The 15,684-nt window shown below is 38.9% G+C and carries 14 protein-coding genes; all 14 read right to left on the bottom strand.

What is annotated here, in order from left to right:
- Positions 1 to 117 precede the first annotated feature (117 nt).
- Positions 118 to 861, bottom strand: a complete 744-nt coding sequence (locus tag E5260_RS00470) for a LytR/AlgR family response regulator transcription factor (RefSeq protein ID WP_003642928.1) — start codon at positions 859 to 861, stop codon at positions 118 to 120.
- Positions 854 to 2,116, bottom strand: a complete 1,263-nt coding sequence (locus E5260_RS15590; protein ID WP_003642929.1) for a sensor histidine kinase — start codon at positions 2,114 to 2,116, stop codon at positions 854 to 856. Before E5260_RS15590 ends, E5260_RS00470 begins: the two co-directional genes overlap by 8 nt.
- A gap of 9 nt (positions 2,117 to 2,125) precedes the next feature.
- A complete protein-coding gene (locus E5260_RS00460) occupies positions 2,126 to 2,254 on the bottom strand; it encodes a cyclic lactone autoinducer peptide (protein WP_003643585.1) in 129 nt (42 codons plus the stop codon).
- Positions 2,235 to 2,831: an accessory gene regulator AgrB gene (locus E5260_RS00455; protein ID WP_003642930.1), complete on the bottom strand. Its 597-nt coding sequence runs from the start codon at positions 2,829 to 2,831 to the stop codon at positions 2,235 to 2,237. The genes E5260_RS00460 and E5260_RS00455 overlap by 20 nt, the downstream gene beginning before the upstream one ends.
- A gap of 367 nt (positions 2,832 to 3,198) precedes the next feature.
- A complete protein-coding gene (clpL, locus tag E5260_RS00450) occupies positions 3,199 to 5,313 on the bottom strand; it encodes an ATP-dependent protease ClpL (protein WP_003642931.1) in 2,115 nt (704 codons plus the stop codon).
- 390 nt (positions 5,314 to 5,703) lie between these two features.
- Positions 5,704 to 5,937 (bottom strand): hypothetical protein, encoded by a 234-nt coding sequence (locus tag E5260_RS00445; protein ID WP_003642932.1) that lies wholly within the window; start codon positions 5,935 to 5,937, stop codon positions 5,704 to 5,706.
- Between the two features lie 636 nt (positions 5,938 to 6,573).
- A complete protein-coding gene (locus E5260_RS00440; protein WP_003642933.1) occupies positions 6,574 to 7,674 on the bottom strand; it encodes a lactate oxidase in 1,101 nt (366 codons plus the stop codon).
- Positions 7,675 to 7,700: 26 nt separating this feature from the next.
- Positions 7,701 to 9,455 (bottom strand): thiamine pyrophosphate-dependent enzyme, encoded by a 1,755-nt coding sequence (locus E5260_RS00435; RefSeq protein WP_003642934.1) that lies wholly within the window; start codon positions 9,453 to 9,455, stop codon positions 7,701 to 7,703.
- Positions 9,456 to 9,536: 81 nt separating this feature from the next.
- Positions 9,537 to 9,962 (bottom strand): Rrf2 family transcriptional regulator, encoded by a 426-nt coding sequence (locus tag E5260_RS00430; protein WP_003642935.1) that lies wholly within the window; start codon positions 9,960 to 9,962, stop codon positions 9,537 to 9,539.
- A gap of 172 nt (positions 9,963 to 10,134) precedes the next feature.
- Entirely contained in the window at positions 10,135 to 11,946 is a 1,812-nt protein-coding gene (gene spxB, locus E5260_RS00425; protein ID WP_003642936.1) for a pyruvate oxidase, read from the bottom strand.
- Positions 11,947 to 12,263: 317 nt separating this feature from the next.
- Entirely contained in the window at positions 12,264 to 12,674 is a 411-nt protein-coding gene (locus tag E5260_RS00420) for a YueI family protein (protein WP_003642937.1), read from the bottom strand.
- A gap of 87 nt (positions 12,675 to 12,761) precedes the next feature.
- Positions 12,762 to 13,451 (bottom strand): YczE/YyaS/YitT family protein, encoded by a 690-nt coding sequence (locus tag E5260_RS00415; protein WP_003642938.1) that lies wholly within the window; start codon positions 13,449 to 13,451, stop codon positions 12,762 to 12,764.
- Between the two features lie 24 nt (positions 13,452 to 13,475).
- Positions 13,476 to 14,327, bottom strand: coding sequence for a rhamnulose-1-phosphate aldolase (gene rhaD, locus E5260_RS00410; protein ID WP_003642939.1), 852 nt, complete (start codon positions 14,325 to 14,327; stop codon positions 13,476 to 13,478).
- Between the two features lie 42 nt (positions 14,328 to 14,369).
- The gene (locus E5260_RS00405) at positions 14,370 to 15,653 is read right to left on the bottom strand and encodes an L-rhamnose isomerase (RefSeq protein WP_003642940.1); all 1,284 of its coding nucleotides are present in this window, start codon (positions 15,651 to 15,653) and stop codon (positions 14,370 to 14,372) included.
- Positions 15,654 to 15,684: the final 31 nt, after the last annotated feature.

The following is a 15,684-nucleotide window of genomic DNA, read 5'->3' as shown; positions in this document are numbered from 1 at the left end:
CAGTACACGTAATGCTGACAAATACCACTGCAATTTCTAATCGAATAACGCTGAATTTTCATCACGTAGCACATAAAAAGTCGCCTACTAATTTGGCAGGCGACTTCCTTGGAACTATTATGACTTTTTAGCAAGCCATTTAGCTAGATAACGATTAGCTTGTGCAGAACAAAGCACTTTTTCACCATTTGCCATGGTTAATCGTCGCAAGTGCTTGTCCAATGACTTAATGCGTTTCAAGTTAACAACATATGACTTATGACATCTATAGAAATTAGGACTCAAATCAGGAACGTCCTTTAACAGTCCATAGTATTCTAATTCACCATCATCCAAATGGACTACGATTTTATGGAGACTGGTTGAACTTTCAAAAAATATAATGCTTTTAACATTAATTGATCTGACCGTCTCACCAATTTTTATTTGAACATAGTCGTCTTGGTCATTTTCATCGGTTTGAAAACGATCTTGTGCCACGTGTAAAACCTTGCTAAATCGCTCATACAAGGAATCTGGAAAATCCTTAAGAATAAAATCTAATGCCTCAACTTGATATTGAAACACCATCAAAGATAACTCCGTGTGTGTCGTGATAAAAATAATCTTGCTGCGCCGGCCCATGTCACGAATCTGGCTAGCTAGTTGAATACCATTAATATCTGAATTAAGGGCAATATCTAACACATAGATTGCCTTTTGAGGCTGCTGTGCATTAACCTTGTCTAACAATTCGTGGGGATCTTGGCATGCTAAACAGATACTCATGTCTAGCTGTTGATCGACGATTACCTTAGTAATGATTTGCCGTATTTGTTGTAATTGTTTCGGATCATCTTCGCAAATATAGACACTAATCATTCTGAGATACTCGCTTCACCGTCAAGCGTTGTAAGAATACCGCTCCTAAGACTCTGGTTTCGAGTATCATGTTCTCATTGCGATTAACAATCTTACTTAAACTATTCAATCCAATCCCCCGATTCTTGCCCTTAGTGGAATAACCTGCCTCTTTCAGCTTCCATAAGGGTGGTAACTGTTCAAAAACATTGTTTTGAATCAAGAACACCGTACTATTTTTTTCGATAAAAATGGCACTCATAATCTCTCCATCAGCATGTCCTACCGATGCTTCAATTGCATTATCCAACATAATTCCTAATGCAATGTCTAAATCCAATTCATTAACAGTAATGTCAATTAATGGTTCCTTTAAATCAAAATGAACTTCAATCTCTTGCGATTGTGCATAGCTCAACTTACTAAATAGGATACTCTTAATCGACTTCACTTTGACCCGACTCAAATCTTCAAGATTATATTTTTCTTTTAACACCCGATTTGAAACCGGTGCAAGATTCTTTTGATAATATTCTTGTAAACCTTCTAAATCATCAGTTTTCAAATATTCATCTATCGAAATCAACATATTCTGATAGTCATGTCTGAAACGTCGCAACTCATTATAGTGAGCTTCGATTTCATTCATATAGCGAGTATCATTTTGTATTTGTATTCTTTGCTTTTGGACTTCATATTTGGCTCTTACATTTTTTAAATATTCGTTATAAATCACCAATACTAACCCCATTACAACTGACAATATAATTAAATTACTTAATATAACCTGGAACTGATTTTCCAGACCTTCACTCAACATAATATACAAGTATATTATCATTAATAATAGTGCGGTTATGCGATTTAAGCTCTGATTACTAAACGTGGGACTGAAATTCGTGCGATCCATTACAATATTAAGAAAAATTAAGCTTACGACACTCAATATGACAAACACTACCACATACCCATTAGGAACTTTCATTAAACGAGTTAATATATCACAAATATGGTCAACCATAATCGACCATATGAACACTTGAAATGTTATACATAGTGCACCGCTTAGAACTCGTACATACCACCAAGTGAAAAATATAAACATCATTAACATTAAAAAAGAAAAACTAATTCCTAACTTTGCTAAAAAAATATAACTCATCAGCATACAGACGGATAAGAATATAACATCAAAAAGTCTCACAAAAAATATATTTCTCAACAAAGATTTAATTATCAAATAGATAGATAATTCTTGGAAGACAATCATTAACATATATCTACACTAATCCTTGCTTTTTAATTCATCAGGAATTTTAGTTTCGAATAATATCCCATGGCAGCACATAACCAACTGTTTAGTACCTACGTATTGAAAAAGATGGCTAAGTACTTTATACATTTTTTCTTTCATAATTTTCCCTCCTTTCATAGGGCATTAGTAATAAAGCGGCTAATGCCATCGCAATTAAAATGATTGTGCCAAAATAATTATTACTAACTATTTGTAACAAACTCAAAATTAATGACAATCCAATTGCCCGTCGCTTTAATTTTTTTCTCAATGACTTCGATGTAATAGGATTCTTTACCGTATCAGCTGGAGCAAAAATACTTATGATTATTACAAATATTAAACTTAATAACAATCTGTATACTTCAGAAATACCAGTTCCAATCACATACGGCACACCCACAAACACAAAGATAGTTAATATCGTACATAACAAATCCGATTTCAAGTGACGTCCATAGGCAAAGCCACGCAAAACTAAAAAACTACCCATAAAAACTAACACTGGGACCAACTCGTGTAGCAGCAACGCTAAGATAATAGTAATTATCAGCTTAGGAATAACATTTAATACAGTATCAATGCCTAGTTTAACTAGTAATGCCTGCCGTCTTTCTAGTTGAAGATTCTTTTGAATCGCAGCGAATAACCGGTCGCTTAATTTATAAAGCAATAGTTTTTGTTCTGGCTTTTCCATATCCTACTCCTATAATGCTCAAATACATACCTGTATCAACAGTTTAAAACAGTATTAATTAATTGAAAAGAATACATAAATAGATTAATTATTCAATATTGTTTTAAGACTAGAAATAAACATTTAAAGATACATCAGTTTAATTATTCATACGAAACTAAAGTTTCATATAAAAAGATCGTTAATATAAATCAGTTTCATCGATACTCCCCCTTAATTTTTCCTTAGATTACAAGTCAAACTAGACTTAATTTCACTAATTCACATTACTCAATAGATTAATATCAAATGGTGAAAATCAACGAAAAAAGGAGATCTATCAAGCAATCTCCTCTTACATAAAGTTATTTATGAACACTGATTTAAGCTAAGCTGCCGATATCACAATCTCAGCATCCACTAAATCAGCCTTCAAGTTTTTGACATCTAAGTGGTCAAGGTAGAAATCCGTTACCTTGTCACGAATTTGTTGTTCAATTACTCGCCGTAATGGCCGCGCACCCATTGCTTCATCATAGCCTTGTTCCATCAGCCAATCTTTGGCCGCTTTAGTTACCTCAAGTTTGATGGATTTTTTGGCTAACGTTTTTTGTACATCCGCCAACATCAAATCGACAATTTGACTTAAGTCTTGCTTAGTCAGATGTGAAAATTCCACGATTCCATTAAAACGGTTCAGAAATTCTGGGCGGAAAAATGGTGCTAACTTATCCATTAATGACTGATCTCGTTGCTTGTCACCACTTAATGCTTCATTACCAAAGCCAGCATTAGAAGTAGCGATAATAATCGTATTTTTGAAATTAATGACATTGCCTTGTCCATCCGTTAAGCGCCCATCATCCATCACTTGTAACAGTAACGTTAATACTTGTGGATCAGCCTTTTCAATTTCATCTAATAATACAATGGAATATGGATTACGCCGAACCCGTTCAGTTAGAGTATTAGCATTATCTTCATAACCTACGTATCCAGCCGAGGTACCAATTAATTTCGACACAGCTGTACGATCAGCATATTCACTCATATCTAGCCGAATAATCGCATTTTTATTTCCAAACATATCTAAGGCTAATTGCTTAGCTAATTCAGTCTTTCCTACGCCAGTTGGGCCCACAAACAGAAAACTTCCAATTGGCTGATCACCCTCTGAAAAGCCCGCACGGTTACGCCGAATTGCCTTCGCTACCATTTCAACCGCTTCATCTTGACCGATTACCTTACTTTTCAGACGCTTATCAAGATTTTTCAAGTGCTCAATATCATTAGCGCCCATATCAGCAACTGGTATACCAGTTAAACGTTCAACCGATTGTGCCACATCATCAATCGTGGCAGTGATTTTTTCTTTTTGATCCGTTTTTTTAATTTTTTGCTTGGTTTCCTCGATCGACTTCTTGATATCAGCGGCTTTTGTAAAGTCCTCCGATTTAACGGCGGCCTCCTTAGCTGCCTCTAATTTTTTAACGCGTTGATCCAATGTCTCAACATCAGTTTGCGAATTTTTAGCCGCTAAATGAGCCGCAGTCATGTCGATCAAATCGATAGCTTTATCTGGCAAAGTGCGTTGTGGTATATATTGGATTGAATAATCCACAGCCGCCTTCAAAACATCATCTGGTAATACAACATGATGATGCTTTTCGTACAGCTTTTTAACACCTTGTAATATACGTAAAGTGTCAGCGGCCGTCGGTTCATTAATCACAACATCATTGAATCGCCGTGCCAAAGCCGCATTTTTCAAAATAGTATTGCGATATTCATCTTGAGTCGTAGCCCCGATTACAGTCAGCTCGCCACGTGACAAAGCAGGTTTAATGATATCAGCCAATCCTTTGCCACCATCTTCACCACCAGTGGCGCCCGTGCCGATAATCTGATGAATTTCATCGAAGAATAGAATAATATTACCAGCTGCTTTAACTTCCTTTACTAGCTGTTTAATATTTTCTTCAAAAGAACCGCGATATTGAGTTCCTGCTTCCAAAGACGATAAATCAATCGAATAGATTTCTTTATCTTGAATCGTTTCTGGAACTTTACCAGCCACAATTGCTTGTGCCAGACCTTCGACGACTGCAGTTTTACCTACACCAGCATCACCAACTAAGATTGGATTATTTTTCGTCCTACGACTCAAAATTTCTGCAGTTTCTTGAATCTCATTCTCACGTCCAATCACTGGATCTAGTAATCCATCACGAGCCTGTTCCGTCAAATTAGTCCCTAACTTTTCTAAAATCCCCCCTTTTTTAACAGCCTGTTTACCATCTTTAGATACTTCTATTGTTTTATTATTTTGGGGTAGCTTACCAGTTGCTCGGTATTGAGCAAACTCATCCGGTGTCAGCGATTGTCCATTAACTAAATACCGTGCACGCTCCGAATTTTGATTATCCATGCGCCGAAATAATTGATTGAAAACATCATCCATATCATTGTTAAAAAAAGGATCATTTCCGTAGAAATTTGCCATATTACAACACCTCCATAAAAATTTATATGTGTAACTTAGTGACCATAATATCCTTTAAAACTACAACTGAATCGTATCACGATTTTTATGTATCGTTAAGTAAAGTGCTTATAGAATCAATTAGAAATAATTAGAATAATTTTGTTTAAACAAAAGAGAAATCAATTTCATAAAATGAATTGATTTCCCTACAAGGTTCCCTATTTAATAGCCCTTGATAAAGAACTTGAATTAACAAGTTACTTTCCAGACCAATTTTAATTTAAGAGACTGCGACTCAAAAAGCACACCCAGTATCAAGTTAAGGCCAACTAGTTATCGTTAATATTGCCACTTAAATATCAATACTAGCAATCATGACACACGTGTAAAATCATAAACCAAAACATATTACATGACGTAACGGCGGTCTTGGGACTGTAAACTCACAGTAATGATTCTATTGAGTTGGATAAGGTGCCGATGACCAGTAATTGCCATAAATGCAATTGCTTTCGGTACAATCGTAGTGACATAGCCAACTGTCTCGGCCATCTGCCCATTTGTTTTATAAAACCGTAATGAGACTCGACATTTTTGATCATGCGCTTGTTGTAATTTACAATAATTATTTTCAACACTCAAATTAAAGTCTCCCGTTCAAAGAATTCAGGTTTATTTATTCGTCAGTGAATCTATGTGTTTGTTTTTCTCATTGTTGACGGCGTAAGTCCACATTAAGGAGTCAGCTATTCAGTAAAAACTAAATAACTAGTATTCATGTTCAGCTCAGTATAATATGCATTGATGGTTACTAATCAAAAATCGATCTCTAAATATCCTAATTACTATGAAACTTTGAAGTTAATTTATGAGAAAAATAACTCACAACAAAACTCATGATTACAACCTTGTCATCATAACTAGATTATGAAACATTCAGCCTCCTAAATAAAACTGGTATGCGCGCATGTGCGCATGTGTACAGTATACTATTGCCAAGTATGTCTGAATAACCGTTTTAAGACTTGAAAAACTCAGCTGGGTGCTTTAGGACGCTTTTTGTGCATTTTAAGACAATATCCTAACTTCAACGCCGGCATAGCTTCAATTCGTCAATCAGTGTCTTAGTTTCTCAGCTATTTCTGTTCAGAACATCTTCCTATTACAATAAAAAGCGTTGATCTCAGCAGAATTTACTTCCACCAAAACCAACGCTAAAGTGTTATTATATCAGGTATTTTAAATTCATTTCAGACATTATATTCAGCATTACTTCTACTACCTAAGTAATTTAGCACGTTTAACATCTTCAATCGTCTTAGTTCCCGCTAGTTGCATATCGATCAACAGCTCATCATTAAGGTGACTCACTACGGAAGCGACACCCTGCGCACCACCCAATGCTAATCCATAGATAATCGGCCGAGCAAGTGCCACCAGATCTGCACCATTGGCTAACGCCTTAAAGACATGGGAGCCACGCCGAACACCGCTATCAAAAATTATTGGGACGCGCCCATTAACGGCTTGCGCAATCTCGTGTAAAACATCAAAGGAAGCTGGACCACCATTTAATTGCCGACCGCCATGGTTTGAAACATAGATACCTTGAGCACCAGCCCCGATTGCTAACAAGGCATCTTCTGGTGACTGGATCCCCTTCACAATAACTGGTAAATTCGTATATTCCGTAATACGCCGAACATCAGCCGGGCTAATCTTTTGCGCCGCAGCAGCATAGATTTCCATGATACCTTTCCCTTTACCATCCCCTTCGCTGAACTTAGTCAAGTTAGCCATTGGGATTGGAAACTGGAAATTGTTGATAATATCAGCTTCACGATAACCGTCAACTGTTGCATCAACTGTCAAAATGATTGCCTTAGCACCAGCCTTCACTGCTTCATCCAGTAAACTCTGATTAAAATCCCAATCTTTGCTCATATATAATTGGAAAAATTGGGGCGCACCTTTACCAGCTGCGGCAGTATCTGCAATTGACGTTGAAGAGTAAGTACTCTGAGCCATAAGTGCCCCAACTTGAGCCATCCCTTCAGCAGTCGCAGCTTCACCCCGTGCATGTGCCAATCCTTGAGCGGCCGCTGGAGCCATCATAATAGGCGTTTTGAGATCTATGCCAAAAGCTTGAGTCTGTGTGCTTGGCTGTTCCATATCCGTCAATGCTCGTGGCACAATTTGAACATGGTTAAAGGCCATTGTATTCTGCTTTAAAGTCCATTCGTCTTCTGACCCACCACTAATATAGCCAAAGCCTCCGCTCGGGATGATCTTTTTAGCAGCTGCTTCCAATGATGGTAAATTTAAAATCGTTAACTTTTGCTCACGATCACTCTGTTCATATCCATTAATAACTGTCATTATACTAATCTCCTTTACATAACCCTTTATAATTCATTTAATAATTGGCTAAGTGCCGGTTGATCCGCTTCAGCGATACCATATCGTTCACGATACTTAGCAATCGTATCTGCATCAAAGTTTTCTGGATCTACTGGAACAAAACTAGTATCAATTGGATCAACATTTTTAATTTTTGCATCAATCACAATTGGTAGTTGATTACCATTCTGCTGTAGTTGAGTAACTTTCTGAAACGTTGCTTTCAACTCTTTAAGGTTAGTCACTTTAAAACCAATCGCACCCATGTTGTCTGCCATCTTGGCCCAATCAGCACCAATCAAGTCAATCCCATACGGCGCCTGATTAGCGAGTAACTTTTCATGTTGAATAAAGCCTAATACTTTGTTTTCTAAAACCACGTTAATGACTGGCAAATGATATTTAACTTCCGTTAGTAAGTCTGGCATCACCATGGCATAACCACCATCACCAGAAATACTCCAAACCTGCTTCTTAGGATAATTCAATTGGGCGGCCAAACCTGCTGGCAAACCAAAACCCATCGTGCCATACCAAGCCGACATCGTAAAAGTCTGTTGCTTATTCAATGGTAACTGTCGGATTGCCCATTCCGTATTATTCCCAACATCCAGACCAAAGACGGCATCATCAGTAGCATTGTCTTTAATAGCTTCTAGCACCCCTTCAGCCGTCAACCCTCCTTGATCATCAGTAGCAATTGTCTTGAGCCACCGGTTCCAGTTTTGCTTATCACGTTGAGCAGCTTTCAAGAACTTAGTTGGCTTAATTGTCACTTCGGATTGAAGTAATGCTTGGAAAAATTCTTTTGCATCTGCAAGAACAGTAATATCAGCATCATGTTGTTTGCCTAAATCTGCTAAATTGTTATTGACTTGAATAAACTTAATTCCTTGTGGCAAGTAACGTGCAAACGGAAAGTTAGTACCAACAAACAAAACTAGATCTGCCGCTTGCGAGACTTCAAAGGCGGGTTTAGTTCCTAGTCGACCGCGAGAGCCCATGAAATTAGGATGGTCAGTTGGCATAATACCAGTTGCTGGAGCCGTCGACAAAACCGGCAAACTAAATTTTTCAGAAACTGCGATAACTTCTTGACGCGCATTATAGGCACCCTTACCAATCCATAAAACAGGGTGTTGAGCAGCTTTCAAAGCCGCTATCGTCTGCTGAACATCATCTGATTTCGGCATTAAGACCTGTTGACTGCCGCTAAGTGAAGCCGTTTTAAAACCATCAAACTCAATATCTTGACCAGACAAATCATCTGGAATGATAACAACAGAAACCGAACGGGTCGCGTATGCTGATCTAATTGCTTCATCAACCACGTATGGAATCTGTTCAGCCGTTGTCACTTGTTTATGAAATTCGGCTACATCTGCAAAAATTGGATCTTGGTTCATTTCTTGAAAGAAGTTCGTATTCATAATGGATGTTGCTGATTGACCGACTAAAGCTAGCACCGGTACGTGATCCATCTTGGCATCGTATAATCCGTTCAAGAGATGAACGGCGCCTGGTCCTGCTGAACCAAAGCTAACACCAATCGTCCCCGTTAATTTAGCATCTGCCGCGGCAGCTAAAGCACCAACTTCTTCATGACGTACTTGAATATACTTCAAGTGGTCTTTCTCTTGGTAGAACCCATCTACCGTATTATTAATCGAGTCAGCTGTAATACCATAGATATGATCAATGTTCCAGTCGACCAACACTTGTGCCAATGCTTGTCCTGCTTTAATTTTAGTCATTTCCATTACCCTCTTTTTGTTGTTACTTTTTTAAGCACAACCATATCCTAAATAAAAACTTGATCCTTGTCAAGTCTTTATCTTAAATTATGCTTGTTGTTGAACAGCGCTAATGTCATCAATAATATCTTGCAGCGTCACTCGCGACATACGTGCCTCAGCACTATTCTGAATATCACAGTAGTATTTTTCCATCACTCGCGGAATTACCGACCCGACCGGACACGTCTCCGAAGTATTATGGTCAACGTTTAAAAAATTACGCTTAGCCACCACTGCTACATAGATATCCTTCAAGGTAATATCATTGGGCGAACAAGCTAATGTTGGTCTAGCAACGCCACGAACCGAAGTTAACAAGCCTGCTTTTCTTAACTTACTCATCATTCTTCTGACCATGGTAGGATCCGTATTTAAACTACTAGCAATATGCTCACTTTTCAGCTGGTCATCAGTATGCAACGCAATATATGCCATAATATGCGTCGCATCACTTAATTGTGTATTAGCCATCTAGACACCTCCCATATCCATCTCTATTGTTACTTATTTTAGCACATCTAGCATGAACATAAAAGCGATTAAGGAAATAAGTTAGGCTTCTTTCCCTAATCGCAACATAAGATTATTTGATAATCTCCATTAATTCAATAAAACTTATTCAAGACACCGATAGTAGCTGAATTTAAAACCCACCCTGTCCAATTTGATGTTGCAAATCATCTAAGCCAAATTGTTTTAAATAAGTTGAAAGTGGTTGTAAATCTTGAGCTTCATACCGTTGTTTAAATGCTTCAATATCAGCTGCCGAACTCATTGCCGAATCTAAACGAAGCTTTTCAGCAGGCAGTGGCCGATCTCCTGTAATCACCGCATCAATCAGAACTGGTTCATACTGAGCGATTGCTTTGGCTTGTTCAAAAACATCAGGTAATTGCTCAATCTTATTAACTCGAAAAGCTTGCATGTGCACGCCATCGGCAATCTTACTAAAATCAATATCATTGAATTCAACGCCAATAAAATCATTCTGATTAGTATCTTCCTGCTCATCTTTGATAAATCCATATTGGCAGTTGGTGAAAACAACATTAATCACTGGTAAATGGTATTGAACTTGCGTCGCCAAATCTTGCATGGTCATCGAAGCGCCACCATCACCAGCCAGATTAAACACCTGCCGCTCAGGATAATTAAGTTTGGCAGCAATTGCTCCCGGAATACCAACTCCCATCGTAGCAAATAAGTTAGAAGTAATGTGCCGATTGGATGGCGTTAATTTCAAATGTCGATTCGCATTCAAATTGATATCACCAACATCAATCGAATAGATTGCATCAGGCTCCGCAATTTTATTAACCGCACGTAGCACTTGATATGCTTGTAAAGGCCCTTCCTGCTTATCTTCTAATGAAGCTAGATAAGCCCGCCAATTTTTAACATTGGCTAAATTGGCTTGCCACCAAGGTGTCGACTCCCGTTCAGATACCTGTGCTAAAATTGCAGCCAGCGTCTTTTGTGCATCAGCAAGTACCGCAATATCTGTTTTATGTCGTTTACCTAACTTAGCTGGATCAATATCAATTTGTAAGAAATAACGCGTATTTTTAAACGCTTTGGAAACTTCTGCAAACGGATAATTATTACCAACAAATAAAACAACGTCAGCTTGCGCAAGTGCCTCATTCGCCGGTTTTTGTGCCACTCGATTAGCAGAACCCAAATAGGCTGGATAACGATCTGCGACAATCCCCTTAGCTGGATACGTACTCATTAATGGAATTTTCAACGTTTTACTCAATTGTTCGAGTTCTTTACCAGCCTTACGAGCTCCAATGCCATAGTAAATAAGTGGCCGTTCAGCTGCGAGTAAAGTCTGTGTCAATCTCGTCACTGCTTGAACGTCGGGTTCTGGTAATAACGGCGTTTGATAACTATTAGCGGAAGCATACCAATCTTCAGCTGGAATCTGTTGCCATGGTAAATCGACTGGAATTTGCACAACCGCAACACCTTGGTGCGCATAGGCGCGTCGAATTGCTTCGTCAATAACATGTGGCAACGTGGCAGCATTGACGGCTGTTACATTATAATCTGCAACGTCCGCATAAATCGGATTCTCATTCATTTCTTGGAACGTATCCATGTTCATCCCAGTAGTGCCAAATTGACCAATAAGCGCTAGAACAGGGACATGGTCTTCACGCGCATCATATAACCCATTCATAAGATGAGTGCCACCAGGTCCCGCTGAGCCGAAGCAAACCCCGATTTTACCCGTTAGCTTAGCATCAGCAGCGGCGGCCATTGCACCAACTTCTTCATGCCGTACTTGAATATAATGGATTCGATCCCTTTCTGCTGATAATGCGTCCATAATCGAATTAATTGAACCTCCAGGAATACCATACAAATGATCTACTCCCCAAGCTTCTAAAACTTTAATAACTGCTGCACCTGCTAATATGTTAGTTTGTTTTGTTTGTTTCATAACCATAATAAAGCCCCCATTTCATGCACAATTTAATTACGCGCAACTTAATAAACGAATATTACCACAGCAAACGCTTACATTCAAGTGATCATAAACTAGTGCTTTTTACCACTTAATCACGATTCAAATGCATTTTAGATCAACAACAGCGCTAGTCTGCTTACCTCGATGAACCACCATCACTGTTGAAAATTAGTATCTCATACATTCGTTTTTTAAACAATTTTAGTAATTAGTGTATGTTTTACAGGGGCATACTTCCAACAATGTCTGCATGTTTAGAAGCTAGCCATTCTTCGCCTCACACTACTATTTTTGTTTCATACGTCCTTATTTAATTGTGGATAACGCTCTAGCACATCTACTGTATCCCGATTCAAAGCATGATCAGCACATAAAATAACTGCAGCACTATTCGAATCTGCACGGTAATACTGACTGTTTCTAATTGCAAATAACACACCATTTTGTTTTGCAGATTGAATATATTGCCCCATGATATCCATATCAAGCTGACCATTTATTAACAATTGATATTTGCTGTTTTCTTTCAAAAGGCGCTGTAAGACGCCACTACAGTTATACTTTAACGCTTCAGCAAACGAAATTCGCAACTCAATACGTTCATAAAAAGTACCTAAACAACGATGCTGTTCATCGGGTCTCACTAAGGGTAACCCAAACACTGCATTCTGAATTCGTTGATCTAAATCTGGTCGTTTACCTTGCATACTCACACCTCATTAAGCAAAAATTTCTGTATAAAAGACAAAAGAAGATCCAAACCTCGCCAAGAGATTCAGACCCCCATTTAAAAATCAATTACGTTGCATCGTATCTAATCCGTAATGCTTTAAATTAAGAAAGATATGTTTATCGAAGAAACCAATGAACGTGCCTTGAAAGAACAAGCAAATAACGGTACCAACATTGACGGCCCATAAGTGCCCACTAACGCCAAACGTAATCATCATAATAATTATCGGTGGTATATAGTGAACTATTTGCGCCACTGTAGCATTTCCATGCACATAGCGGAACCGTATAATCTGCATAAAGTCATCGTTCGGATGCAGAACTAAGTTTGCGCGTTGATAAATTGATGTCGCTAAAGCAACACATAGCACACCAAACACATCGATGACAATTCGTAATGCCAACGGTAATTCTGCAATCTCACTCCGCTGAATCAAGTCAGTAAACCATTGAATCAAGAAACTGAACGGTAAAGTAAATAACAAATTACCGATTACACGTCGCCAAATGATTTGGTGAATCAAGATAGCATTCATAGTAACCACCAGCACACCACAAGTAAACAATGTCGCTCGCAAGCTTAGTGGCCATAGATGGTACAGATTTACTGCTGAAGCTGTCCATACTGCACTGCCCAAGTTCATAACAACGGTTAATGCATGACCAATCGAATTAATTAGGAGTGATAATCCGAGAAATAACCATCGTTTTAGCCAATCATGATTGGGCATCACTAACTTGGTAACTGCCATGATAACCCTCTTCTCAGGCCAAACTTAGTCAACCGTTGCTCCGACTGCATCTGGTGTTAAGAAGTCTTCATTGGCTTTCAAGTCAAAACGCTTGATTAAGTCACGGAAATCTTTGTCGGTCAACGATTGCAAGACTTCTCCACCTTGTTCACGAATCGTCGTGTAGATTAATGCTGACTTTTCAACTGTTTCAACTAACCCGTAAGTTTCATCCAGAGAGTCACCAGCTGCGAAGACGCCATGGTGTGGCCATACAACTACCCGGTAGTCGGCCATCTTAGCAGCCGTCTTTTCACCGATTTCATTAGTTCCTGGGCACATATATGGGATAACGCCTACGCCTTCTGGGAAGACAACGATTGATTCTGGATGCATCTTCCATAGCGTCCGACTGAACCGCTTAGATGACAACGGAATCGTAAAGGTCATTGCAACCAAGTTAGTTGGGTGGCAATGCATGATAACCCGTTGATCAGGATCTTGCTTCAACCGAGCAATGTGGCTCATTAAGTGTGATGGAAATTCGCTAGTTGGTTCACCACCATCATTGAAGCCCCACATTAAATCAACACTGTTGCCGACTTCGCTGATTCGAATCAAGCCCATGTCACGTTCTGGAAATTCGACCATATTCTTAAAGTACCGGCCAGTTCCCGTAACTAAGTAATACTTGCCCGCTAATTCACTGGCATCAAATTTAATTGGAATCTGACGTAAAACTTTATCCGTACCAGCATAGGCTTCAACTTCCTCTTTAGTCAGTCGTAGACTCACGTTGCCGCCATTCCGTTCGTCCCAGCCATGTCGATATAAATTTTCCGTTGTTTGTGCCATATCACGTACATATGGTGAATCAATAAAGTCTGTCATAATCATTGCCAACCTTTTCTTGTTAATTTTTGTTGTAACTAACCGTCGTTATTCCGTAACTACTTTTTTGTCCCGAGGGAATTGGACTTTCTGTTCATAGTTATGAATTTCATCAAGCCAATCAGTTCCTACTGGTGTATTGTTCTTCAAGCAGAATTCATCCCAAACAGCACCAAATGGGAAGGACTTCAATTCTTCAGTAACCGCCAACCGCTTCGTAAAGTCGTAGTTTAATTCAGCTTTCTTCAAATCATCAATTGGTGCTAACATCGCTTGTAATAAGGCCTTTTGCGTTGCCCGCGCACCGATAACCCATGCAGATACTCGGTTGATCGTAGCATCAAAGAAGTCTAAACCGATGTTAGTCCGTTCCAACTCGTTATCACGAACCAATGACCGAGTAATCCGTTGTAAAGCTTCGTCAAAGATTACAACATGGTCACTGTCCCAACGAACTGGACGTGAAACGTGCAACATTAATCCTTTGCCAAACGGCATGAAAGCAGAGAACTTATCCGAAACATCTTCCGTTGGGTGCCAGTGCCCAGCATCAATCGTCCAGAGTTTGCCCCGGCTGATGGCATAGTTGTTATAGAACAGATGGGAGCCAACCGTATAAGATTCAATCCCCGTACCGAACAGCTTACCTTCGACAGCTTCGATCGTATTCTTTTCATCGTACTTCTTGGCAAAGACTTCATCTAGGGACTCAATCAACCGTTCCCGTGGTGCTTGTTTATCAATTGGGTTATCTTTAAAACCATCTGGAATCCAGAAGTTATTAACCGATTGTTGGCCTAATTCTTGCCCAAAGTAATTTGCGATTTCCCGCGATTTCTTACCAACTTCAATCCAGTAGTCTCGTACTGACTTTTCAGGACTAGCTAACGTAAAGTTATGCTTAACCATTGGATGGGAGAAGAAGGTTGGATTCATATCTAAGCCAATACCTTCTTGTTTAGCCCAATCTACCCAATATTTGAAGTCTTCCGGACCAACTTCGTTAAAATCTTTTTTCTTATCTGTAACCGCATACAAAGTATGCAAAGCGACTTTATGACTCCCAGGAATTAATGATAATGCTTCGTGCAAGTCACCAGTTAATTGATCTGGAGTCCGCGCAATACCTGGGTAATCACCCGAAACACCGATCCCACCAGTTAATTCTTGATCAGGGTTCAAGAAACCATGAATATCATCACCTTGCCAACAATGAACAGACAACTTGACCTTCTTTAGTGCTTCCATGGCCTTTTCAGTATCAACACCAATTTCAGCGTAACGTTCTTTTGCAACTTGATAGGCTTTTTCGACTTCGTCAGTTTTAACCATTAGTATTTCCTCCTCGTATTCAATAAGTAAT

The sequence above is a fragment of the Lactiplantibacillus plantarum genome, assembly GCF_014131735.1.
Classification (GTDB): Bacteria; Bacillota; Bacilli; order Lactobacillales; family Lactobacillaceae; genus Lactiplantibacillus; species Lactiplantibacillus plantarum.
The sequence above is the reverse complement of the archived record's forward strand: the minus strand, read 5'-3'. Positions and strand labels throughout refer to the sequence as shown.